At 68.3% G+C, this 22,845-nt stretch carries 23 protein-coding genes; 5 read left to right on the top strand and 18 right to left on the bottom strand.

Annotated features, from left to right (window positions below; genetic code table 11):
- The first annotated feature begins 10 nt into the window (after positions 1–10).
- The gene (locus OVA02_RS10250) at positions 11–2,299 is read left to right on the top strand and encodes a cutinase family protein (protein WP_267658171.1); all 2,289 of its coding nucleotides are present in this window, start codon (positions 11–13) and stop codon (positions 2,297–2,299) included.
- Positions 2,300–2,350: 51 nt separating this feature from the next.
- Here OVA02_RS10250 and OVA02_RS10245 read toward each other — a convergent pair whose 3' ends face one another.
- The 4 genes from OVA02_RS10245 to OVA02_RS10230 all read right to left on the bottom strand — a co-directional run bounded on the left by OVA02_RS10245 (position 2,351) and on the right by OVA02_RS10230 (position 6,943).
- The gene (locus OVA02_RS10245) at positions 2,351–3,958 is read right to left on the bottom strand and encodes a hypothetical protein (RefSeq protein ID WP_267658170.1); all 1,608 of its coding nucleotides are present in this window, start codon (positions 3,956–3,958) and stop codon (positions 2,351–2,353) included.
- Positions 3,933–6,233: a penicillin-binding protein gene (locus OVA02_RS10240; RefSeq protein ID WP_267658168.1), complete on the bottom strand. Its 2,301-nt coding sequence runs from the start codon at positions 6,231–6,233 to the stop codon at positions 3,933–3,935. The genes OVA02_RS10245 and OVA02_RS10240 overlap by 26 nt, the downstream gene beginning before the upstream one ends.
- Before the next feature lie 105 nt (positions 6,234–6,338).
- The gene (locus tag OVA02_RS10235; protein WP_267658166.1) at positions 6,339–6,713 is read right to left on the bottom strand and encodes a hypothetical protein; all 375 of its coding nucleotides are present in this window, start codon (positions 6,711–6,713) and stop codon (positions 6,339–6,341) included.
- Positions 6,713–6,943: a hypothetical protein gene (locus OVA02_RS10230; RefSeq protein WP_267658165.1), complete on the bottom strand. Its 231-nt coding sequence runs from the start codon at positions 6,941–6,943 to the stop codon at positions 6,713–6,715. Before OVA02_RS10230 ends, OVA02_RS10235 begins: the two co-directional genes overlap by 1 nt.
- 149 nt (positions 6,944–7,092) lie before the next feature.
- Between OVA02_RS10230 and OVA02_RS10225 the strand changes: the two genes are divergently transcribed.
- The 4 genes from OVA02_RS10225 (at position 7,093) to OVA02_RS10210 (ending at position 10,307) form a co-directional block, all read left to right on the top strand.
- Entirely contained in the window at positions 7,093–7,830 is a 738-nt protein-coding gene (locus OVA02_RS10225; RefSeq protein ID WP_267658163.1) for an exonuclease domain-containing protein, read from the top strand.
- Positions 7,831–7,888: 58 nt separating this feature from the next.
- Entirely contained in the window at positions 7,889–8,641 is a 753-nt protein-coding gene (locus OVA02_RS10220; RefSeq protein WP_267658161.1) for a dATP/dGTP diphosphohydrolase domain-containing protein, read from the top strand.
- A 126-nt stretch (positions 8,642–8,767) separates the two neighbouring features.
- Positions 8,768–9,055: a hypothetical protein gene (locus OVA02_RS10215; RefSeq protein WP_267658160.1), complete on the top strand. Its 288-nt coding sequence runs from the start codon at positions 8,768–8,770 to the stop codon at positions 9,053–9,055.
- Between the two features lie 82 nt (positions 9,056–9,137).
- Complete coding sequence (locus OVA02_RS10210) at positions 9,138–10,307, top strand: hypothetical protein (protein ID WP_267658159.1); 1,170 nt, start codon at positions 9,138–9,140, stop codon at positions 10,305–10,307.
- Positions 10,308–10,314: 7 nt separating this feature from the next.
- Here the strand turns inward: OVA02_RS10210 and OVA02_RS10205 are convergent, their stop codons facing one another.
- The 14 genes from OVA02_RS10205 to cas3 form a co-directional block, all read right to left on the bottom strand.
- Positions 10,315–10,590: a hypothetical protein gene (locus OVA02_RS10205; protein ID WP_267658158.1), complete on the bottom strand. Its 276-nt coding sequence runs from the start codon at positions 10,588–10,590 to the stop codon at positions 10,315–10,317.
- Positions 10,587–11,489 carry a hypothetical protein gene (locus OVA02_RS10200; protein WP_267658156.1) on the bottom strand — a complete coding sequence of 301 codons (903 nt, stop codon included), beginning with the start codon at positions 11,487–11,489 and terminating at the stop codon, positions 10,587–10,589. The genes OVA02_RS10205 and OVA02_RS10200 overlap by 4 nt, the downstream gene beginning before the upstream one ends.
- A 20-nt stretch (positions 11,490–11,509) precedes the next feature.
- Complete coding sequence (gene thyX, locus OVA02_RS10195; protein WP_267658155.1) at positions 11,510–12,241, bottom strand: FAD-dependent thymidylate synthase; 732 nt, start codon at positions 12,239–12,241, stop codon at positions 11,510–11,512.
- Between the two features lie 335 nt (positions 12,242–12,576).
- The gene (locus OVA02_RS10190; RefSeq protein WP_267658154.1) at positions 12,577–12,834 is read right to left on the bottom strand and encodes a hypothetical protein; all 258 of its coding nucleotides are present in this window, start codon (positions 12,832–12,834) and stop codon (positions 12,577–12,579) included.
- A gap of 94 nt (positions 12,835–12,928) precedes the next feature.
- On the bottom strand, positions 12,929–13,135 hold the full coding sequence (locus OVA02_RS10185; RefSeq protein ID WP_267658153.1) for a hypothetical protein: 207 nt from the start codon (positions 13,133–13,135) through the stop codon (positions 12,929–12,931).
- 56 nt (positions 13,136–13,191) lie between these two features.
- On the bottom strand, positions 13,192–13,764 hold the full coding sequence (locus OVA02_RS10180) for a DUF262 domain-containing protein (protein WP_267658152.1): 573 nt from the start codon (positions 13,762–13,764) through the stop codon (positions 13,192–13,194).
- A gap of 67 nt (positions 13,765–13,831) precedes the next feature.
- Positions 13,832–14,164, bottom strand: a complete 333-nt coding sequence (locus OVA02_RS10175; RefSeq protein ID WP_267658147.1) for a hypothetical protein — start codon at positions 14,162–14,164, stop codon at positions 13,832–13,834.
- A complete protein-coding gene (locus OVA02_RS10170) occupies positions 14,151–14,645 on the bottom strand; it encodes a hypothetical protein (protein ID WP_267658146.1) in 495 nt (164 codons plus the stop codon). The genes OVA02_RS10175 and OVA02_RS10170 overlap by 14 nt, the downstream gene beginning before the upstream one ends.
- A gap of 1 nt (position 14,646) precedes the next feature.
- Positions 14,647–15,456, bottom strand: coding sequence for a hypothetical protein (locus tag OVA02_RS10165; RefSeq protein ID WP_267658144.1), 810 nt, complete (start codon positions 15,454–15,456; stop codon positions 14,647–14,649).
- A complete protein-coding gene (locus tag OVA02_RS10160) occupies positions 15,456–15,995 on the bottom strand; it encodes a type I-E CRISPR-associated protein Cas6/Cse3/CasE (protein WP_267658143.1) in 540 nt (179 codons plus the stop codon). Before OVA02_RS10160 ends, OVA02_RS10165 begins: the two co-directional genes overlap by 1 nt.
- A complete protein-coding gene (gene cas5e / locus OVA02_RS10155; protein ID WP_267658142.1) occupies positions 15,992–16,687 on the bottom strand; it encodes a type I-E CRISPR-associated protein Cas5/CasD in 696 nt (231 codons plus the stop codon). Before cas5e ends, OVA02_RS10160 begins: the two co-directional genes overlap by 4 nt.
- Complete coding sequence (locus tag OVA02_RS10150) at positions 16,684–17,901, bottom strand: type I-E CRISPR-associated protein Cas7/Cse4/CasC (protein ID WP_267658141.1); 1,218 nt, start codon at positions 17,899–17,901, stop codon at positions 16,684–16,686. Before OVA02_RS10150 ends, cas5e begins: the two co-directional genes overlap by 4 nt.
- Positions 17,901–19,964, bottom strand: a complete 2,064-nt coding sequence (locus OVA02_RS10145) for a type I-E CRISPR-associated protein Cse1/CasA (protein WP_267658139.1) — start codon at positions 19,962–19,964, stop codon at positions 17,901–17,903. Before OVA02_RS10145 ends, OVA02_RS10150 begins: the two co-directional genes overlap by 1 nt.
- Positions 19,965–19,987: 23 nt before the next feature.
- On the bottom strand, positions 19,988–22,762 hold the full coding sequence (gene cas3, locus OVA02_RS10140) for a CRISPR-associated helicase Cas3' (protein WP_267658137.1): 2,775 nt from the start codon (positions 22,760–22,762) through the stop codon (positions 19,988–19,990).
- Between the last annotated feature and the right edge of the window lie 83 nt (positions 22,763–22,845).

Here is a 22,845-nt window from a genome sequence, read left to right as displayed (position 1 = left end):
GGGGAGCTTCATGGGGAAGCGTTTCAAAGGTCTTGCCGTCGCTGCTGCGGTCGTCGTGTTTCTGTCGGGTGGCGTCTTTGCCGGGACGGCGGCGACGGCAGCCCAAAACCCGCCGAACAAGGGATGCGCAACGGTGGAGGGCGTCTTCGCTCGCGGTTCGGGACAGCCTCTCAGGCGAGACGAAGCAGAACGCTTCCGGACACAGCTTGAGAAGCGGGTGAAAGCACCGCTCACGCAATCCTTCTACGAGCTCGGCTCAGAATCACATGGGGGCGCAAGCTACCCCGCAGTGACCATCACGGATTTGGGGGTAGGCCAGGTCAACATCGCCGGAGCTGCCGTGAGCGCGGGGGAATCCTTCACCTACGGCAGGAGCGTCGATGAAGGGGCGCTTGAGCTCGTCACCTACATGGGTGCACGCGCTGCCGAATGCCCTGACATGCTCTTCATCTTGGGCGGTTACTCGCAGGGCGCTCAGGTGGTCGGGCAGGCGTATGCCGACATGCCGGTAGCCCTGCGTGAACGCATCGTGTGGAACATCCTGGTCGGCGACCCGAAGCTCAGCCTTCCCGAGGGCAAGGGCTACAACCCGGCCGCCTGCCGCGGCGAAGACCTTTCTGAGTGGCGCCGCGCCGTTCCGGAATGCACGACGGACGCAGGCCGCCTCTTGGCCCGTGACCCTTACCTCCCGGCCGGTTTCGAGGACAAGACAGGCCTCTACTGCCAGCTGAACGACTTCGTCTGCGGGTCAACGGTCATCCCTTGGCCAAACCCAGGGCACGGTAAGTACCCGCTCGAGGGTGGCGACATTGACAATGGCATGCTCGAGGCGGTCGAGCACCTCGGAATGACCCTTGGCGATCGGTCCAATCTCGACATCACGTGGACTGGCTACGGCAAAGGCACGACAGGGCTCGACGTTGTCTTCGTCATCGACACCACGGGCTCGATGAGCTCCCAGATCGAGTCGGCCCGCGCCTACGCACGAACAATGAGCGAGACGATCACGGGACTTCGCGGCCGCGTCGCTCTGGTCGAGTACAGGGACGCTGGAGATGACTTCGTCAGCGTCATCAGGACCCCTCTCACCACCGATCTTGCTGCTTTCACCTCCGCGCTCGATGCGTTGACGGTGGACGGTGGCGGTGACACCCCCGAGGCCTTGCTGTCCGCCCTCATGACCGCGTTCAACGGGCTCGAGTGGCGAGACGGTGCCACCAAGGCTTCCGTCGTACTGACCGACGCAGACTTCCATGACCCCGACGTCGCCGGGGGCTGGACCAGCGCCGACGTGTTCCTTCGGTCGCTGGAAATCGACCCCGTGAACGTCTACCCCGTCGTCCCTAGCTACCTCGCGGACTACTACGCTCCACTCGCCGAGGGGACGAGCGGCCAGGTCATCGTCGACGACGGCGACACGGCAGGCGCACTAACTGACGCTCTGACCGCCATCCAGAACCGGCCGACCGTGCTCCTGCCCCTGGTCTCGTACGCCGGCCAGCCCGGCGAGACCTTCACGTTCGACGCCTCGGCGTCCTATGCGGAGTCAGGGGCTATCCAGGAGGTGTCCTTCGACTTCGACGGCGACGGCATCTTCGAGCAAGTGGGCACCGACCTGACAGCCAGCCATGTCTATGACGCACCATTCGACGGAACCATGCAGGTTCGCGTCACTGACACCGAAGGTGGTGTCGCCAGCGCCTCCGCGTTCGTGACGATCGCTGACGGGCCCATTGCGAGGGAGACTGTCCCGCAGGCGCCTCTCGACCTGACCGGTGCAGCCACAGACCCTGTCGATGGAACGAGTTCCGTTGCACTCCGGTGGAGCCCCGGCGACCAGCTGGCCGACCGATGGCGCATCAGCGTCAACGATGTGCCACTCGGGACCTCAGACCTGAACACCTCCGAAGGCTTCACAGTCACAGATGTAGACCGCTCGGCACCGGTGATCATCGGCGTGGCTGCGGTCACATCCACAGGAGTCGTCGGCGAGCTAGCGACCGTGACCATCAACGCCGCCGCAGCAGTGCCGGTGCCTCCGGTAACGACCCCAGGTGACGAGTCGCCTGAGCCTGAGCCCAGTTCCGGTGCCGGTCAGCCCGCACCGACAGCGCCTACGGCAAGCAACCCCACTCCCGGGGCGACGCCTGCTGCTTCCGTGATCCGCCCTCGAGCTGACGGCGATGACGACCTCGCCTGGACCGGCTCTGCCGCCGCGCCCTGGCTCTACGCGGGTAGCGGGCTCATCCTGGCTGGCCTCATCGTCCTCATTGTTCGACGGCGGCGACGCTCCGCGTAGAACAGCCGGAAGGGGCGGGTGGTAGGCCACCCGCCCCTTCTTGTACCCGCCCTACCCCCGCTGGCCCTCCGGTCGCGGGTCTGCGGGCTTGACCGGCTCAGGTCCGACGAAGGGAGGCGCCTGGTCGAGGATGTCCGGACGTTCCACGCTGACGACGCACTCCGCGATCGCTCGCTTCTTGTCGGTCTCGGACAGCGCCTTCGGCTTCGGTGCCGACGTCGGCTGAGGGGTCGCGGTACCCGACGGTGACGGGGTCGGCGCGGCGGTGGTGCCCGGCTCGCTCCCCGCACCGGTCATCGTCTCGCAGGCAGCTACAGCGTCATCGAAGCTCGTCTGAGCGGCGGCCTGGTCGGTGACGAACTTCGCTCGGGTGTCGACCTGCTTCTGCCAGGCGGCGAGGTTCGCGCGGTAGGTGGCCCACTGGCGGGAGATGGCGTCCCACGCGGCGTTGACCTGCGTGACGGTGGCGGCGTAGCTGTCGTACGCGGCGACGGCGGCTGCCTGCTTGTCGTAGGCAGCCCAGTAGTCGAGGACGCTCTTCGACCATGTCTTGACACCGCTGGTGAGACTCACCTTTGTGTCCTCGACGGACTTCTTCGTCGTGGCCTTCGCTGCTGCCTCGTCGAACGCAGGGGCAGCCATGCCGGTGAACGCCCACCCGCACCCAGGACCGTCGACGTCATCGGCGGGGATCTTGATGCTGGTGGTGTGGGGCGAGTCGGCGGCCGGAACGGTGAGCGTGCCGGGGCGCGGGACAGCTGCGGGCATGGCGGGCCAGACGGGGTACTCGGGCTTGGTAGCTGGGGTGACAGCTGCGACAGGCGCGGGAGCTGGGGCGCTGAGGTCACGGGCTTCGTAGGTCGCGCCGGCGGGGACCTTCGGCAGGCCTGGGTCCTTGACGTCGACGGTCTTGTCCGCCTGGAAGGGCTGGTAGGTCGCCTGGGCCCAGAGGGATCGGGTGGCGTCCGCCGCACTCGACTGCTCGGCAACGCAGACGCTCGCCAGCTGGCCGGCGAGGAGGCCATCGAGGGTGCGTGCGGTGGTGTCGGCGGCGGCCCTGCTCGAGCTAGTGACGTAGCTGATGACGTCGCCGCGGCGGACCGTGGTGATGGTGGCCGTGGCGCCGCCGCGGCGCGCGGTCGCGGTGTAGGCCTCGGAACCGAGCCCTGCGATGACGGCCTGGGAGACGGAGTCGGTGTCGAGCTTGCAGCCGCGGATGCCGGCGTTCTGCAGGGTCACCGCTTCGGCGGCGAGACCGGCGGTGTGCGCGGTGAGGACGACCTGGACGGGCTGCCCGTCGACGGTGAAGTCCTGCCCCTGGGAGAGCGCGGGGGCGGTGCCGGGTGTGGCGCAGTTGAACGGGAACGGTGCGGCGACAGATGCCTGCTGGCTGCCGGAGCGGTTCCACTCCGCGGGCGCTGCGGCGAGGACCTGGTTCAGGACGTTGGCGGCGGGGCTGTCCTCGAGGCTGAAAACGGTGACCGCAGCCTTCTCGGGAGCTGCGGCCGCGGCGGGTGGCTCCGTCCTGGTGAGGCCGAGTGCGTGGAGCCCGGCGAGCGAGACACCGGCGACGACGGCGCAGGCGGTGAGAGACGCGATGAGCCAGAGGACGGGTCGCCCCTGGGCGGGGACCTTACTGGTCTGCGGGGAGCTGGACATGGGTGTCACTTCCGTGGCTGAGGGTCAGGGTGATGGTGTTCTCGGCGCCGGCGTTGCTGCCGCCGGCGGGGCTCTGCCCGGCGACGATGTCCCGATCGCTGAGCCCGTCGTCGGGGGCTGTGGTGTCGCTGATGGTGACCTTGAGACCTGCCGTGCGGAGGGCGCTGACGGCGGCGCTGGTCGTCATCCCGCGAACGTCCGGGACGCGCTTGGTGGTGATGGACCGAAGCGGTGACGGGTCAGCGGCCGGGAACGCAGCTGCCGGGAGACCGGTGTGGATGCCGGTCATGACTTCCTTCCAGACGGGGCCTGCGATCGAGGCGCCGAAGGTGTTGTAGAGGGTCCGTCCGTACGCGCGGACCTGCGTCAGCGGGTAGCGCTGGCCACCGCGAGGGTCACCGACCCAGACGACGGTGGCGTACTGCGGCGTCATCCCGGCGGTCCAGTTCGCACCGGAGTTGTCGGTCGTTCCGGTCTTGCCGCCGGCCGGCCGTCCGGCAGGGCCGCCGACGGTGGAGAGGGTGCCTCCGGCCTGGAAGGGGCCCTGGAGCGCGTCGTCCATCAGGGCGGCGATGTTCGGGTCGAGCTCCTGGTGGCAGTCAGCGTCGGATACGGGGACCTGGGCGCCGCTGCTGGTGCGGACGCCGGACACGATGGCGACGGGGTTGCACTTGATGCCGCCTGAGGCGAAGACGGAGTAGACGTTCGCCATCTCGAGCGGTGTCACCTCGAAGGTGCCGAGCGCGAGGGAGGCTTCACGGCCGTGCATCTCGGGGAGGGTGGTGATGCCGAGCCGCTTCGCCATGTCGGCGACGGGCTGGACGCCGGTCTTCTCGATGAGCTTGACGAAGTAGACGTTGATGGACTTCCGGACGGCGTCTCGGGCGTCGATGGTGCCGGGCTGTTCGTTGCCGGCGTTTCGGAAGCCGCCGTTCGGCTCGTCGAGGGACGGGGAGAAGTACGGGCCGTTCGACGAGAAGGTGGTGGTCAGGGGGTAGCCCTGCTCGAGCGCTGCTGCGAGGGTTACCGGCTTCATGATGGAGCCGGGCTGGAACTGGCTCTTGGCGTAGACGATCTGCGTCTGGTCCCAGGTGCGGTTCTGGGCGACGGCAGCGATGACGCCGGTGCCGGGCACGATGACGGCGGTGCCGGCGGCGACGCGGTTGTCGGTGCCGAGGGCGTGGTTGACGGCGGTCTGGCTGACGTCCATCGCGTGCCGGTCGAGTCCGGTGGTGAGGGTGAGCCCGCCGCGGCGGAGGGTCTCCTGTCGCTCCTCGGCGGTCTTGCCGAAAGCCTGGTTCTCGAGGACTTCGTCTCGGACGAGGGCGCAGTAGTACGGGTAGGCGGAGGCGTCGCATCCGGATGCGATGGTGCCCCGGCTCAGCTCGATGGGGGTGGCCTTCGCCGCTGCCGCTTCGTCGGCGGTCAGGTACGACTCGGACACCATTCGGTTGATGACGGTGTCGCGGCGAAGCTTGGCGTCGTCGGGGTTGACGTAGGGGTCGTACTTGATGGGGCTCTTGAGGAGCGCGACGAGGAGTGCGGCCTGGGGCACGGTGAGGCTGGCTGCGTCGGTGTTGAAGTACACGCGGGCGGCGGCCTGGACGCCGTAGGCGCGGTTGCCGAGGAAGACGGCGTTGGCGTACATCGTCAGGATCTCGTCCTTGGTGTACTGCTTCTCGAGCTCGGAGGCGAAGCGGATCTCGAGGATCTTCGAGCGGTAGCTGGTCCCCGCGGCGACCTCACGCTCCTCGTCGGTGGTGGCGTTGGAGATGAGCACGTTCTGCACGAGCTGCTGCGTGATGGTGGAGGCACCCTCCTGGGCACCGCCGACGACGTTCTTCACCATGGCGCGGGCGATGCCGCGGACGTCGGCGCCGCCGTGCTCGTAGAAGCGGGAGTCCTCGGTGGCCACGAGTGCGTGCTTGAAGTTGTCGCTGATCTGGTCGCCGCCGACGTCGATGCGGTTCTCTGAGAAGAAGCGGGCGAACTCGTTGCCGTCCTTGTCCAGCAGGACGGTGTGCTGGGGGAGGGTCTGTTCGATGGGCAGGTCGCTCGGCAGCGAGTTCCAGGCGTCGACAGTGCTGCCGGTGGCGGCGTCGGCCGCGACGATGGCGGGGCTGGTCAAGGCGCCGGCGAACAAGCCGAGGGCTGCCGCTGTGGCGACGAAGCCGAGCAGCGCGAGAACGGGGCGGCTGGGCTTTTCGACGACGTCGATGGTGGCGTCGTTGAAGAGCTCGTCGAGGCTGACGAGCGTCGGTTTGCGGCGGCTCATCGGCTGGCCTCGTGGCGGTGGAGCTGGGTCACGGAGGGGTCCTGTTCTCGGGGTCGGAGCCGAGGTGGCTTCTCCCTCTCTGTGCGCGCTCGTCGGGGGCGGCTGTTACGCCTGCTCGAGGGCGGCGATGAGGATGCTGGCGACGACGAAGCATCCGGCGCTGATGCCGGCGACGGTGAGGGCGGAGCGGCGGCCGCGGCGGACGCGGAACCAGGACGGCCGACCGGTCACGAGGATGTAGAGGGCGGTGACGCCGGTGAGGAGCCACGCGAGCATGGCGGCGGAGCTGATGCCGCTCGCGAGCAGGCCTGTGGCGAGGGTGCCGCCGACGCCGGTGAGGACCACGAGTAGCGCTGCGGCAGCAGTGAAGGACCAGACGGCCCAGTTGGCGACACGGTCGATGCCGGTGCGGTGCGCGCTGCGCGGGTTGTCTTCGGCGGGGCGGGGCTTCGGTCGGGGGTGCTTCGGGGGCAGGAACATCAGCGTCGCTTCGTGAGTCGTCGGATGAGGGCGGCGATGCCGATGCCGACGGCGGGGAGCCAGAGCCCGGCGGTGGCGAGCATGACCGGCCAGTCGAGCCAGCCAGCGAGCTTGCACACTGACAGGACGACGCCGATGACGAAGGTCACCGACAGGAGCAGGAACACCGCGGCGTTCACGCGGAAGCTGCTGGTCGGGTACTCGTGCTCGGTGAGGTCGAGTTCGGTCATGGGGTGTCTCCTCTAGCTGGCCGTGAACAGCGGTGAGACATGCGGCAGGTGGCTGACGTCCGGCTCGTTGAACGGGTCGCTGGCCGGACCGGGCATCGCTTCACCGCTCATGCGCGGCACGTGCAGGTGCTGCCGCGCATGGCCAGTGCATGACCATCACCCCCACACCCCAGCTGTCTCCGGACAGCTCCCTGAGGGAGTACCCGAGCCTCTGCGTCTTCGACTTGGAGACGTCTGGTGTTGACGTTCACGAGGACAGGATTGTGACCGCCTTCGTCGGTCGTGTCCTTCGCAACGGCACCGTCAAGGGCGCGTACTCCTGGCTGGTGAACCCCGGGGTCCACATCCCCGACGGTGCCGCCGCCATCCACGGCATCACGAACGAGCGCGCCCAGGCGGAGGGCCAGGACCCGGCCACCGCCGCACTCGAGATCCTCACGGTGCTCCGCCGGTCCATCGCCGCCGGACGCCCCATCACCGCCTACAACGCCGCCTTCGACTTGTCGATGCTGAACGCGGAGGCCCGCCGGTACGGCCATGAGCCCATCGACTTCTCGGGCGTCGTCGTCATCGACCCGCTCGTCATCGACAAGGGCGTGGACCGGTACCGGAAGGGCAGCCGGAAGCTCGTCGACACCGCGAAGCACCTCGGTGTCGTCCTCAGCGAGGAGAGCGCCCACGACGCCGAGGCGGACGCCGTCGCGACCGGACGCGTCGCATGGGCCCTCCTCGACCGGATGCCTCCGGAGACCACCGGCGCCCAACTCACGCAGCAGCAGGTCACCTGGGCGCAGATGCAGGCCGCCGGCTTGCAGGACTACTTCCGGCGCACGAAGGACCCGGACATCGTCATCGACGGATCCTGGCCGGTCCGCGCTCCCCGCTGATGCACGTCACCAACCCCATCACTGCGGGCACGCCCGCCGACCGCAAGGAGGACGCTCGATGAGCGCCGAAGTCACCACCGTCAGCAGCACCGGCGCGAAGAAGGGCGTGAAGAAGCAGCGCTTCGAGCTGATCCCGCCGCGCGCGATCGCTGAGCTCACGAAGCTCTACGGGCGCGGGGCGAAGAAGTATGCCCCGAACAACTTCCGCCTCGGCTACGAGACGTCGAAGTCGTACGGCGCCGGCCAGCGTCACGCCATCCTGTTCTGGTCGGGGGAGAACTACGACTCGGAGACGGACTGCCACCACCTGGCGTCGTTCGTGTGGCACTGCTTCACGATCCTCGAGTCGAACCTCACCCACCCGGAGTTCGACGACCGACCGTACGGCGCCGCCAACTTCGCCGCCAGCGGGCCGCTGCACCCCGACGGCGGACAGCTGTCCATCGCACCGGCGCCGCAGGTCATCTCGACCGACTTCCGCCACGACCTGCTGCCGCTGTACCCGTACGCGCAGGTCGCCGAAGTCTTCGGAGCGAAGACGTACCTGGCCCACCTCCTCGAGGACGACGAGCTGACGTTCGGCCACCTCTACGGGCAGATGCAGGACCACGCGACCAAGTACTGGTCGGGTGAGAACGTCGACTCCGAGACGGACCTGCCGCAGCTGGCCCTGGCTGCGACGTACGGCCTGCTCCTGCTCGAGCTGAGCATCGCGTCGCCGGAGAAGGACGACCGGTTCCTGCCGGCCGCCCCGCTCGGCTACGACAGCGTGCCGGTTGTCGCTCCGGCCGACGAGGCGGTCAGCAGCTAGGACGGATGCTAGCTAGTTAGCTAGCTAGCATCCGTCGGGCCCCGCCTGCGCTTCGGTGCACGGCGGGGCTTCTGCGTGGCGCGATGAACCGCCGCGAATCCGCATGACGCCGCGCATGGATCACCCGTGAAGACGACTACGGAACTGACGACGATGCCCGAGACCCACACCGCTGCGACCGCCCGCCTGACTGCCGCGGCAGCCGCGTACGCCGAGAAGGTGTGGGGCCCTGAGTGCCACGAGATCACCCCTCAGTTCCATCCCGCGGACGTCGCCCGCATCGTCGCCGAGAAGGTTCTCCCGCAGGTGCTGGTCGCTCGCGAGATCGCAGAGCTCGAGCGGGACATCGCCCAGCTCAAGCTCGCCCAGGCACTCGCGAAGATCGCCCAACTCGAAAGCGGCGTCTCCTTGTAGAGGCGGGGCCAGCTGCCACCATGGGCTAGCGCAGAGCGTCCCAGTGCTGCATTGTCATGCCTAGGCGTAGCGACGGGGGCACATGAACCACAGAGCTCGACAACTCGTCCGTATGGAAGCGCAACGAGTTGCCCGCGAAGCGAAGAAGCAGGCGGCCGAACGTGCGGCCGTCGAGGCTGAAGTTGCGCGCCGTGACCGACTGGCGCGAGCAGAGGCAGCTCGCGTCGCCCAGGAGCGCGCAGCCCAGGAGACCCACGACGCTGCCGTGGCTGCGCTCTCCGCGCGACTGACACGGCTCGTCCGGCGCGCTGCGTTCGTCACGGCTCTCGCGGTCAGCGTCCTGATCGCACTCGGGGGAGCGGTGATTCCTCAGCTGCTCAGTACCACGGATGCTCCACGGTCAGAGCCCTTCTCAGTCTCGGTGACACCGAAGAACCCGACTGGCTACTCAGCGGGGGCTGTGGGGACGCAGGTCTTCATGACGGTGGAGGAGCGCCGATCGTTTGCTCAACAGCTGGGCGCGAAACGGACCCCGCGCATCATTATCGAGGCCGAGTTCTCGTTGCCGGCCGGACGCGATGTCTCCGAGGAGTATCTGTCATGGCAAGTGAATGTGAGCAAGCGTTTTCTAGGCCTGCGCTACCAGGTAGGCCTAGACGCCGACGGTCGCAAGGAGCTTGCCGAGTGGACATTTCAACCCACGGATAGGAGTGACGGGCCCGTCGCTCCCTTCGACATCACGCCATTCGTCCAAGAGACGCCCGGCAGCGATCGCGTCTACGTCTCGTTCTACCTGGAGCTAGACATTGATGCTCCAGTGACCTCGCAGATTCGCCATGACGGAGACTGGCAGCAGGTCTGGACGGTGGGTTGGTCATCCGAGGGAGTCGAAGCGCCCCGCTGGGTGACGGTCGACAGCAAGGACATGAAGAACTACACGCCCGAAGACGGCGTGACGACCTACATCCCTCCCGTTCAGGTTTCGGTCTGCCCCTCATGCTCAATCGTCTCGGCCTACGGGGAGATCGAGGAAACAAGCCCAGACAAGTTCATCACGGTCGGCGACATGACCAAGGACCAGGAACTTACGCTGACTACTGATTGGCGCCCCTTCGGCTTCCTTGGCCGGGCGTGGGTATGGCTACTCCTGTTCGTTCTCGGACTGCTAGCCACCGCAGCTCTCTCAGGCCCGTCAGGGTGGATGAGGACCGGCATCGACCGCCTGAGCTCAAGGCTTGTTCGAAGCCGGTAGTCGATGGCTAGAGGGCTTTTGGTGCGCGAGATGCAGCAGGTCTTGGCCGGCGCCGTCGCGCGAGCCGCATGGCCACGAGGAGGTAGACCTTCGACGCCACAGCGACCGAGGCAAGTGTCAAGAGCGGCATGACGTTGCTGACCAGGCCGAGGACGACGAGCCCGCCGACGGCGACCGCAGCAAGGACCGTCACCATGTGCGTGATGGTCACGACGAAGAACACGCTGAGGTCGACCTTGTCGAGGAGCGTGAGCTTCCTCGCCATCGGGTCCGCGGCAGTCACCGCCGGCTCAGCTGCTGCCGGGCGGCGCGGGCGAGGCTGTCGCTCGAGCGGATGGCGGCGTCGCGGTAGCTGGTGTTCGGGCTGATGCCCTCCTCCTTCCGGAGGTGTGCTTCCGCGGTGGACGCCGCCATGGCCTCAGCTTCGATGCGGCGGAGCGTCTCGGCCGACGTGCGCGGGTCGAAGACGGCCGCGCGACGGACGGTGAAGCTGCTGTGCTGCGACGCCTTCTCGATGTGCTCGGCCGTCGCGTTCGGGTTGCCGATGACGGCGAGCATGAAGTCGTCCTCGGACTCCTTCGAGACGATGACGTCCAGGTCGGCCGCCGTGGTCTCCTCGCTGGAGACGCCGCGGACGTTGTCCCAGTAGGAGCCGTGCTCCGCGTCGTACCGGTACGGGTTCGCCGTTCGTCGAGCCATGAGCTCCCCGCTGGGCGGCACGACGAGGGTGCGCTTCTCGCCGTCCGGGTCGGTGAACGTCACGGTGACCTCTTCGATGCTCGTACGGCAGCGGTAGACGCTGACGACGGTGCCGCTCGGCTCCGGGTCGTCCTCCGTGTCGTAGAGGAGGTCACCGGCGACGAGGGCGGCGGCCGGCTGGTACATGACCGACCTCTCGCCCTCGAAGACGTCCTCCGGTCCGACGGTGACGTGTGCGCCTTCGGTCGTGACCTCACGGCCGTCCCCGGTGATCCAGTCGCTGCGGCTGAACGGGTAGCCGACGCGGTAGGCGGTCTCGCCGTCGATGCGCACGACGCTGTTCGGGCCGAGGTTCGGCAGCTCGTCACCGGGGCCGAACTCGAGGTGCGCCCGGGAGAGGGTCGTCTCCGGAGCGCTCTGGGTCTTGTCGGTGAAGACGCCGGTGGTGGCGCGCGGGTGCTCGGTCTCGTTGAAGGTGCTCATGACGGGTACGTGTGCGGGCCCTACGGGGCGACGCGGCCGTTCCGCTGGAAGGCGGCGTGCGTGACGGGCATGGCCTCCTGGAAGGCCTTCTCCATCTCCTCGGCGCACATCTCGATCTCGCGCTGCGGGAACGACGGGAAGTGGGAGCCCTCGCGCTTGGTGCGCAGGCTGAGGAAGTTCATCATCGATCGGGCGTTGACCGTGACGTACATCGCCGAGAAGGTGTTGACCGGCAGCACGATGCGGGCGACCTCCTTGGCGATGCCGGCGTCGAGCATGCGGTGGTAGGCCTCGAAGGCCTGCGTGGTGGCCTCGAGGATCTCCTTCTGGACGATGTCGTGCTGCTCGGGCGTGCCGGCGATGAACTCGTAGGCGCCGGGCTTGCCGATCTGCTGCAGGGCGCGGTCGGGGCCGGGCGTGTAGGCGGTTGGGGCCATGACGCCGTACCTGCCACTCTGCTCGTTGTAGGAGGCCATGCGGTGCCTCATGAACTCGCGGAAGACGAAGATCGGCGCCTCGACGTAGAAGGTGAAGCTGTTGTGCTCGAAGGGCGAGCCGTGGCGGTCCCGCATGAGGTAGTTGATGAGGCCGGCGTCAGCCTTGGTGAGCTCGGTGTCGTCGGTGGCGAGAGCACGCTCGAGGGTCTCCTCGCCGACCGTGGAGACGCGGGCAGCGAAGAGGACGTCCGAGTCGGTGGCGGCTGCTCGGACGAGCTTGACGGTGACGTCGCTGCGGAAGGTGGTGTCGGTCATGAGGGGGATCTCTCTTCTAGGTCGACCTTGAGGTCGGCGATTCGGTTCAGGCGGTGGGCGTACAGAAGGGCGCAGCCCGCGATGACGAGCACGATGAGGGTGACGGTGTTCCGGAGAGGTGCGACGAGAATTCCTGCGACCGCGCAGACGACGACGATCGAGACTGCGACGGTGCGCGTGCCGACGGAGCCGAGTCGTGCGGTCGCGTCAGCACGAAGTGCCCGGAGGACAGCTCGCATCGCTTCTCGCTTTCGGTAGGAACCCCCGCGGTGGCGGGGAAGGACGTAGCGCCCTGACTGCTCGTTCGGAACACCCCCGCGTTGCGGGGAGGGCGGCTACCGGAAGTCGGCGGCCGCGGCGGGGAAAGCCTCTGCGGCGACCCCGCCGTCTCGCGTGAGCAGGTCGACGACGCCGCGCCAGTGGGCGCGGCCGTGAGCGAGCTGCTTGTCGTCGACGCCGGCCGGCGACGGCTCCCAGTCGGGGTGGAGGGTCAGGGTGACGGCCTCGATGATCTCGGTGTCGTCGGCGAGGTCGGTGAGGGCGTCAGCGATGGCCGGGGTGATGGGCTCGGTCGTCGCGGTCGGGTGGGGCATGGTCTGCTCCCTGTTCATGCGCGGGTGGCGCGGGTGCGGTGGGCGCCTCGTGGGCGCACGGTGAAGACATGGGGCGAACCCGCCCGCTCACCGCCTAGTCGACCGGCGCGTTCGACCAGTGGCCGGGCCCGGCGTCATTGGTGGGGAAGGCCTTGGCGAGCACGTCGCCGGCAGCCTTCTTCTCGTCGGCGGTGGCGTTGTCGTCTCCGAGGGTGTCGGCGAGGGAGGCGAACACGTCGGTGTTCTGGCGTGCCGCGGCGGCCAGGTCGGGGACGGTGCCGGGGGTGCTGCGGTCGGTCATGCTGCTCCTGGGTGCTGGTGGTGTGGGCGAGCCCAGTGGTTCATGCGCGGCAGGTGTCAGCGCTGCTCGATGGCGGCGGCGCGAGCGAGGTCTACGGCCGTCTGGTCGACACCGCCGGCGTTGATGAGGCGGAAGATCTCGGCCTGCTCCTGGAGGGTCTTGCCGGTCGCTTCGACGACGGCGAAGGAGCGCATGTAGAAGCGGCGCTGGAAGACGATGTTGAGGTCGGACCAGCGGACGCCCGGCACGGGCCAACCGTCGACGGGGGCGCTGCGGAGGATGTGCTCGTCGTCGACCCAGCTGAGGGGGATGGCGAGCTCGTCGTCGACGAAGGCGCGGAGCGCTTCGATGCGCTGCTTGCCGTCGATGACCGTGTACGGGCGGACGTCCATGGCGACGGTGTCGGAGGCCTTGTTGAGGATGATGGCGCCGACCGGGATCCCGAGCAAGAGGCTCCGGACCAAAAGTCGGCGGCGGTCGTCATCCCAGACGCTCGCGCGCTGGTACGGCGGGTTCAGGTCGAACAGGTCCCGGGTCTCGTCGAGCGTGAAGTGCTTCGGCGAGTAGGAGAAGGCCTGCAGGTAGAGGTTGGCCAGCGGGCCGTCGAACGGGAGAGTGCTCTGCGTCATGGTTGTCTCATGCGCGGCGGCCGGGTCGTCAGGCGAAGAGGCTGACAGCCGGACGACCCCCGGGTCGTCAGGCGAAGAGGCTGACGGCCCGGGGGTCGTCCGGCTGTCGGAACAGGGCGGTCACGCTGAGGTCCTCGAGGTTGAGCAGGGCGACGTTCCCGAGCTCGCCGTCTCGGTTGAGGCTGATGATGCGCTGCCCGCTGGGTCTGCGGCTGGCCTCGGCGAGGTGGAAGTGGCCGTGGAAGAGGATGTCCGGTGCGACGGCGTCGTAGGCGCGCGTGATGCGCTCGGCGCCGGCAGCGGCGTACCCGAGCGCGGTAGCGGACCAGCCTGCCTGGTTGGTGGCTCGTAGGTGCTCGACGCGTCGGCCTGCGGGTGCTGGGGCGTCATGGCTGAGCATGATGTCGGCGTGGCCATTGAGGGTGGCCCAGAGGATGTCGTTGTCGCTGAGCATCTCCTCGGGCCACCAGGAGACACCGGGGGGTGAGGCCTTCGAAGTTGATCGACGGTGCCCCACCGAGGCTGAGGAAGCTCCGTCCGCCGGCTGTCCATCGGTGGCCGCGGGGGAGGAGCCAGATGTTGTCGCGGACGGGCGCGGGGGAATCGCCGTGCTTCCTGGCGAGCTCGAGCCGCCAGGCGTGGTCCTCGTGGTTGCCGTCGGTGACGGCGATGGTGATGCCGTGAGCTGCTGCGGCGGCATCGACGGTGTCGAGGTACCGGCGCCAGAAGGGCGTCCGGTAGAGCCCAAAGTCGCCGACGTGCAGGCAGGTGGTAATCCCGTGGCGCGCCATCGTCTCAAGCTGCTTGAGCGCCCAGAGGGTGTTGCCGTGCCAGTCGCCGGCGACGGCGACTTGCTTCTCGGTGGTGGGGAGTCCGGGCATGTCAGTCCGCGGCCGCGACGACTGCGGTGGCGAGAGTCACCATCTTCGGGATGAGTCGGTGTCGGTGCAGCTGTTCGGCGGCGAACGCCTGAGCTTCGTCCTCGGGGAGCTTCTGGCCGCCGGTGAGGAAGCCGACGGGGATGGTCACGTCGAGCCGGAAGGCGTCGGCGAGGTCCTGCGCGAAAGCGAGGTGGCTGTCGGTGCGGATGAGGCCGAGTGCCGGGCTGAGACCGAGCAGCTTGACGACGTCGGTCGCCACTCGAGTGACAGCGCCCTCAGTCCAGGTGAGGGCCACGTTCGTCTTGTCGGTGCCGGCGGGCTTCCGCGTGAAGCGGGCGGGGCGGAAGCGCTTGACGTACTTCGCGTACGTCTCTTCCCGCAGTTCCTCGTCGAGGAATCTGAGGCGCTTCACGGGCGCCGTTCCGAGCAGCGTGGAGTCGACGAAGCGGCCGGCGTAGAGGCGGCGGATAGCTGCGTCACGGAGGACGTCGTCGAAGAAGGCCCCTGCCTGTGCGTGAGCGAGGGCGGTGATAGGAAGCGGCTCGAAGGGGAGGCTGTCGCCCACCGTCGAGACCAGGCGGACACCGGCGGCCGCGAGGAGGTCAGCCGAAGCTCGGGTGGCGGATGACTCTGGGCCGAGGCCGACGACGGCGAGGTCACCGGGCTGGGTGATGAGCTGTCGCGCGGTCTCTCCGTCGTCTTCCTCACCGACGAGAACGGCTGTTCCGCGGGCGCGGACGATGCGTGCGTAGTCGGTGTGGGCGTAGGTGATCGGGTCGTGTTTGGACCAGGTCACTGGTGCTGCGCGCATCAGGCGGCCTTCACGAGCAGGAGGCCTGCGCCGTAGGACTTGGCTCGGCCGATGCCGTGTCGGAGGAGGTGGCTGAGTGCTTCCGGGTCGGTGACTGTGGCGGTGCCTGTGAGGGTGTCGATCTTAAGGTTCGAGCGGCCGCTGTGGGTCTGCTCGAGCGTGTGGCGGGCGATGTCGACACTGTCGAGTGCACCGGCCGCCTTCTCGGCGAACCAGCTTCCGACGTCGTCCACGGGGGTGACGCCGCCGCTCTTGCGCCGTCGCACCGCGTTGAGGGTGACGGTGAAGTGGACGCGACGTCCGGCGCCGGGGGTTCTTCCCTCGGCTGTGGTCACGAGGCCGGGGACGTCGCGGGTCGGTCGGACGGATGAACGAACGACGACGGTCTCGCCGTGGACTCCGAACAGGATGCCGTTCGCGGATCGGCGGCGGTCTTCGCTGCCGGGGAGGACTGCGGGGAACAGCGACATGACGTCTTCGTGGCGGCTGCGCGTGCTCCCGTCGAAGGTCGCGGTGGGCAGGCGGGTGAGGAAGGTCATTCGGGGCGCCATCCTTTCCAGAGGTCGTCTTGGGTGACCGCGACCGTGGGGGTGACGTAGCTGTTGGCGTAGTTCCGGTCCTGCTCGATCGCGTGGATGGGCAAGCGCCGGCCGCCGGCGGTGGACGTCGGGATCGTGGCGAGAAGGTCATGCGCGGCACGGTGGTGGACGCCGAGGTAGAAGGGGAACGACGGGGCGAAGGCTTTCCGGCCGAGGTAGGTCATGAAGACCGGCTCCCAGGCAGCAGCAGCGAGCTGATCGAGCCGGTCGTCGTCGGGGTGGCTGATGGCGACGAGGAACTCGGCGCCGGACAGGTAGGCCCGTTCGGTGAGCATGGACGCGTCGCCCCACCGTCGACCCTGCCCGTTCGGGACGGTGTAGTTGGCGGCAGCGAGGGCCTTGCTTGTGCCACTCGCGATGCGCTGTCGGGTCCTGGTGCGGCCGACGTCCTCAGGTGGGTTGCTCACCGTGTGAAAGTCGACGACGACGGTGCCAGGCCGGTCGACGCGAGCGACGATGTCGGTCGCGTGCAGCCATGCGGGCATCTCGCCGCGTTCGGCGCCGAGGGAGGCGCCGAGGAGACCGAGGACTCCATTACGCGTGGGGACGCCTTCGGTGTGCTTGTTGCGCCCCGACGATGACGACCAGGACTGAGCGTCGCCGGCGAACCGGAGAAGGAGTGTCTTCGTCACGCTCGGAGCCAGCTGGTGATGAAGTCGGTGACACCGGTCATGGTGACGACGCCGGCTCCGGGGAGCTTGCTGGCCTGACCGACGGCTGCGAGGCCAGAGATGACGGTGTCTCCGAAGGCGTCGCCGTAGAAGCTCCGAGCGGCTGCGCTCATGCGGTAGAGCTCGTCGACGGACGGGGTGAGGTACCCACCGCCGGGCGCGGGCTGGACGGCCTGGTCGAAGCTGTAACCGCGGCGGGCGATCTGCTGTTCGGCGATGATGACGTCGGGGAACGGCTGCGCGCCGGAGGAGTTCTTCCGACCCTGGGGGAGAGCGAGGACGTTCTCGAGGACGAAGTGGCGGAGCAGCTCGTCGACGTCGGCTGAGTCCCAGCCGGTCCAGTTGTTGCGGATCTGGCGGCGGTCGTAGGTGTGGTTCCGGTAGTAGACGCCGCTGGTCTGGAAGGCGTGGTCGAGGTGGGCGGCACCGGCGCTGCTGCGGTCGTCGGTGGCGGTGAAGTAGTCGATGTCGACGGTGATGGCGTGCGTGGTGACGGCGGGGCTGACGGCGATCCCGGCTTCGACGCGGAGGTGGGGAGCGTTGGCGGTCATGCGTCCGAAGCCGGCGAGGGCGAGGCTGCCGGTGCGGCGTCGGAAGATGGAGTCGGTGGCGATGTCGTCGGTCGACTCGACGAGCGCGACGGCGAGCGATTCGACCTCTTCGGCGGAGACGTAGATGACGGTGTCGGTGGTGGTCGAGTCGCCAGCTGCGGCTGCCTTCTCGGCGACCTTGGCGTCGTAGTCGGCCATGTAGCTGTCGGCGTCGGTGCCGGCGGGGGCCTTCTTGAGGTGGCGGGCCCGGTCGGTGTTCGCCTTCTCGATCGCCTTGACCTCCTTGGCAGCCGTGTTGCTGACGAGCTGCGTCACGGTCTTGGTCGCGCGGAGGTAGGCCTCCTCGGCGTCGAAGGGGATCCCGGCGTTGCTGGCCAGCGTGGTGGCGCGGTCGACTGCGGCCTGGGGGATGCTGCGCGAGCGGATGCTGCCGAGGTTGGGGGCGAGGTCAGCTGCTGTTCTCTCGAAGCCGATGCGGGCTGCGCGCTTGATGGACTGCGAGGACAGCACTCCGCGCGAGGTTCCGCCCTGGCGGAGCTGCTTGGGCTGGCCGGCGTCGTCACGGTTGGCGTTGTGCACGGGGAGGGCGGTGAGGGAGTGGACCGTGAGGAAGTTGAACGACATCAGGCTGCAGCTTTCTGAGGGGTGAGGTGGAATGCGTCGGTGAGGGTCATGCGGTGGCGGGGGTCGGCGATGCTGTCCCAGTGGCGGAGGGTTCGCACGACGTCGTAGAAGTCGACGGGAATGCCGGCTTGGGTGAGCCGTCCGAGGAGGCTGTCGAGGACGATGACTGCTTGCTCGAGGTCGAGGGCGGTGAGCAGTTCGACCTTGCGGCGGATGCCGGTGAGCTCTGCGGTGGAACGGCCGCCGGTGGTGGCGAGTCGTCCGAGGGCTCGGCCGAGACTGTTGTCGCCGTGGTGGAGGTGCCGGTGCCGGGCCAGGAGGCCGAGCGCGCGTGTCACGCCGATGAGCTCTGTACCGGCGAGCTCGAGATGGCTGAGGTGCTGCTCGGCTCGCTTGACGGTGGAGGGGTGGCTGCCGCCGGCGAGGGCTACTCGGAAGCGCGTGTCGGTCTGTCGCTGCGAGATGAACCGTCCGACGAAGGCGGTGGTGGTGTCAGCCTGCGCGTGGCTTCGGCGCACCTGGTCTGCGAGGTCGGCTCGTGCACGGCTGATGAGGGGTGTGAGTTTGGCGTTGACGTACGGCTTCATTGCTTCGTCGAAGGCGTGGGCCTTGGCGGCCTGGATGTCGTCGATGAGGTTCGCCGGTGTCACGCCGACGGCCGCATCAGCGATCGCTTGACCGAAGAGGGGCTCGAGGCTGTTGTGGAAGGAGCGAACCGCGGACCGCAGGGCGCTCTTGTGGGCTGGGGTGCGAACGCGGGCTGAGGCAGGGTTGGGGAAGACCTTCCGGATGGCTTCGTCGAGGGCGCGTTCCGGTTCGCGGGCGACGGTGTTCGCCAGCTCGATGACCAGTTCACGCGCGATGTCGTCAGGCTCGAGGTGTGCACCGTTGAAGGTGAGCCAGGCGGCCGCGGTGAGGTTGGGCATGCGGAAGTTGATGCTTGCGCTGAGGTAGAGGACGTCGATGGCGCCGGTACCGCTGGGGAGGACTCCGTGCTTGATGTCGGGGATGCCGGCGTCGAGAATCCAGGCTCGGAGGTTCTGGGCGGTCGAGTGGCCGAGGTCGAAGCCGGTGAAGAGCTTCCGTTGGGTCGGCCCTGTCTTCCCGGTGACGTCCTGCCAGACCCGGCTGGGGTCCTCGGCATTGCTGGCGACTAGCTGCTCGTTGGCGGCCTTCTTGGCCGCTTCGACGTCGGAGCTGTGCGGGAAGCCTCCTCGGAGGACTCCGGCGAAGGTGTGCTCGTCCTCGCTGACGAGGAGGGCTGCGTTGGCCGTGTAGGTGCTGCTGGCCAGGCTGTGGACGGGGAGCTCGGTCGAGTACGGAGATGCCCACGCTGGCAGAGTGTCGTCGGCGAGCCACGCTGCTGAGAGGTTGAGGAGCAGGAACTCAGCGAGGGTGGTGCCGCGGTGCCAGAACGTCAAGGACCGCTCGAGGTGGAGGCCCTCCATGCCGACACTGCCCAGGTGCGCCCAGCGCAAGGTCTTCTCTGCCACGGTGCCGTCAGGCCCGATGACGGTAGCCATTTCGAGTGCGGCGACGTTGGACTTGGGGGAGTAGTGCCAGTGCGTGATGAGGCCGATGGCTGCCTGCTCCGGCGTGAGGTTGGCAGGGTTGTAGATGTCACCGGCCACGTCGAACCAGGCCTTGCCGGTAGCGCCCGGGGTGCGGGGGAAGAGCTCGGCCGCCGGCCGGACGGGCGCTCCTCCTTCGTCCGCGAGTCGTGCGAGGTCGGGCAGCTGCATGAACGGGGTCGTCTCGTGGACGAGCCAGAGGTGCTCGTCGATGAGGTCAAGTGCGCTGGCCACGGCGGCGGCTGTGAAGCCTGTGCGGGCATGCCCGGCAACGTTGCGCGGGGTGACTCCTGCCTCCCTCGCAACGAGGGTGCCGACCGCGATGAGGAAGCGGTTCAGGGCGGCGCGCACGATGGGGTCCCGCACTCCGATACCCCTGATGCTGGCGGCTCGTTCGAGCGCCTCGTCGAGCGTGACGTGTTCGAGGCCGGCCGCCGTGATGACGGGGAGCCAGCGCATGGTGCGCAGGGAGTGGTGGGGCGTGGGGGTCACGCCGTGGCCATGCGCGGCACCAGTCAGCGCATGCCGGCGACGAGCCCCAGCAGCGGGTCGTAGTCGGTGGGGTCGAGGAGGAAGACGGGCTGCACCTGCTTGAACATGGCGTTCGCTGGCTTCCAGTCGTCCATGGCGATGGCGTCGATGAGGCCCGGCATCTGGCGACGTCGGGACAGGCTCATCGTGAAGGTGGCGCTGAGGAGGGCGTTGGCGTCGGCTCCGCCGCGGACTTCGGCGGCATCGTCGGCCGTCCCGTGCCATGCGTAGGGGGTCTGGCCATCGGCACTGAGCAGGAGGAATGTCTGCTGGTCCTGGTCGATGAACCGGGTGCTGGCGTCGTCCGCTTCGGCTCTGGTGGTGATGGCGGACAGGGTCTCGAAGCTCATCTCCTCGTCGAGGATGGGTTCGTGGAAGCCGTGGCCGCGGAAGTGGATGACGACGCTGGCGGCCTTGCGGAGGCGGCGGAAGTCTTCGCGGTACTCATCGTCGATGTCAGCCTCGGCGAGGTTCATCTCGTCGTCGAGGTCCTCGGCAGTGATGGCCGCGGCGTCGACCAGCGCTTGGACGTCGCCGGGGATGCTGAGGGTGCCTCCTCGAGCTCGCAGGGCTGCCAGTGTCCGCTTGAGCTCCGCCATCAGGTACGGGTAGCGGGCGATGGGGGACAGCCCGCTGGCGGCGTGGTCGTCGAGGGCAGCGACGACGTCGACGACCGGGGAGGCGCCGCGGCGGGGCCTGACGTGCTCCCAGGTGCCGTTCGTGGGCTGCGAGTGTCGCCACAGACGTCCGCTGCGCTGCACGAGGGACGCCGCGGGGGCGAGGTCGGAGACCATGCAGTCGAAGTCGATGTCCAGCGAGGCCTCGATGACCTGCGTTCCGACGACCGTCACGCCTCCCGTAGCGCTCTCCGGGCCGAGCAGCTCTGTGAGACGGCCGGAGATCTCAGCTCGGTGGCCGGCGGTCATGCGGGAGTGGAAGACGGTGACGTCCTCGCCGAGGTTGCTGAGCTGCCGGCCAACGTTGATGCAGCGGTCGACCTGGTTGACCACAACGCCGATCCGCGCGTTCTCCGACGCGGACCGGTAGCGGCGGGCGAGGTTGGTGTGGGCGTTCTCGAGGTTCTCAGCTCGCGTCTCGTGGATGCGGTAGCTGAGGTCGAAGGAGCGGCGCGAGGTCACCGAGGTCTGCTCGACGTGGCCTGCCCGTGCGGTGGTGGTGCCGGGGTAGATGGCCCCGTCGGGTGCGGCCTGCGCGTAGGCCGTCGTGAACTGCTGCAGCCTGTGGGTGGGGAGGGAGGCCGACAGCAGGGTGACGTTCGTCCGTGTGGCGCTGAGGAAGGTGAGCAGCTCGGCGAGGAGCGTTGCCTGGTAGGTGTCGTAGGTGTGCACCTCATCGAGCACGAGGTGGCGATTGGCCACAGCGAGCAGGCGTAGGAACGAGCGCCGCTGACGGAGGCTTGCGGCGAGGACCTGGTCGCACGTGGACACGCTGAGGGGTGCGAGGAGCGAGCGCGAAGTGCCCGAAAGCCAGTCGTTGGGCGTGAGGCCCGCGTCGTGACCGCAGTTGTCGATGTGCTCGACCGCTGCGTCAGTGTCGGCGCCAGAGTAGAAGCTGTTCAGCCGGGCGTGGCCATGGAGGAGCGCTGCGTAGTTCTTCGTCCGGTGGAAGAAACGGCGGACGCGCGCCCACATCGCATCGGTCATCGCTCGAGTGGGCAGGGCGAGGAGCAGCCCTTCCTGTTCAGGCAGTGTCGCGTGTCGGAGAAGGGCAGCTTCCGTCTTGCCGTCGCCAGCCGGGACAGCCACGACCCACAGGCCGGCGCCGACGTCGAGGGCCTGCTTCTGCAGGTCCGACATGCTGTGCGCGTGCTTCCCCATGACGTCGGTCACGGGGTCGACGATGGGCTGGTAGACACCGAGGGTGTCCTCGATGTAGCTGTCGAACCAGGCACGGCGAGTCTCGAGCCACACCTTGGAGTCGTCCACTGCAGAACCAGCGCGACGCCCTGTCGCGATCGCCTTGGACGTGGATGCAAGCCAGTCGGCCAGGGTGACGATGCCGCTGAGCAGGATGACGGCGACGGAGTGGTGAGCTGCGAGACGGTGCTGGAGCTGCGCGGCTGTCGTCCCGGTTGCCTCGAGGACGGCGTCGAAGTGCGCACGCTGCTGCTCGCCCCACCGCCCGTCCATGAACTGCCGGAGTATCCGCTCGGTCGAGCGGTGTTCAGCGCTGAGCGTCTGTGCCAGCGCATCGTCGTGAGGGTGGTACTGGCCGTGGTGAGCGCCGAGGACGGCGGGTGCCCAGGCATCAGCTACCGGGTCGAAGCTGCCCGGCCAGCGACCGGCGACGACCAGCATGCTGATGCCCTCATGGCGGCCGACGACCTTGCCGGCCGTCCCGTCAGGGGAGAGCTCGCCGCCAAGCCGGCCCGTCGTCGGCAGCGTGACGTTGTAGCCGTCCTGCTCGAGCGCGGCCTGGTGCCCCGGGTGGAAGTCGCCGCGATACCCGTCGTGGTCCTTCGCCCACGCCTGCGTCTGGAAGACGACGTTGGCCTTGCCGATGTCGTGCAGCCCGGTCAGCGCAGAGACGAGGGCGCACGCCGCGTCCGGGTCGCCGGGGGCGAGAGCTTCCGTGAGCAGGTCGCGGAGGCCCGGACGCAGCCACCTGCTCCACACGACCTGCGCCGCCGCTGCGCTGTCCAGGAGGTGGTTGATCAGCGGGTACGGGGCGTGTGGTGCGGCACCGAGCTTGCCCCAGATGCGGGTGTCGACGACGGGCCTGGCGGCGGGGGAGTCCATGCAGGCTCTGTGCCGCTACGCGAACGACGGCTGTGGGCGGCTGCGCCCCGCCGCATGTCTTCTCCGCAACGGCCGCGGCGCGC

Origin of the sequence: Frigoribacterium sp. SL97 (assembly GCF_026625765.1) — a bacterium.
Lineage (GTDB): Bacteria > Actinomycetota > Actinomycetes > Actinomycetales > Microbacteriaceae > Frigoribacterium.
This window is presented reverse-complemented; position numbering and strand designations above follow the sequence as displayed.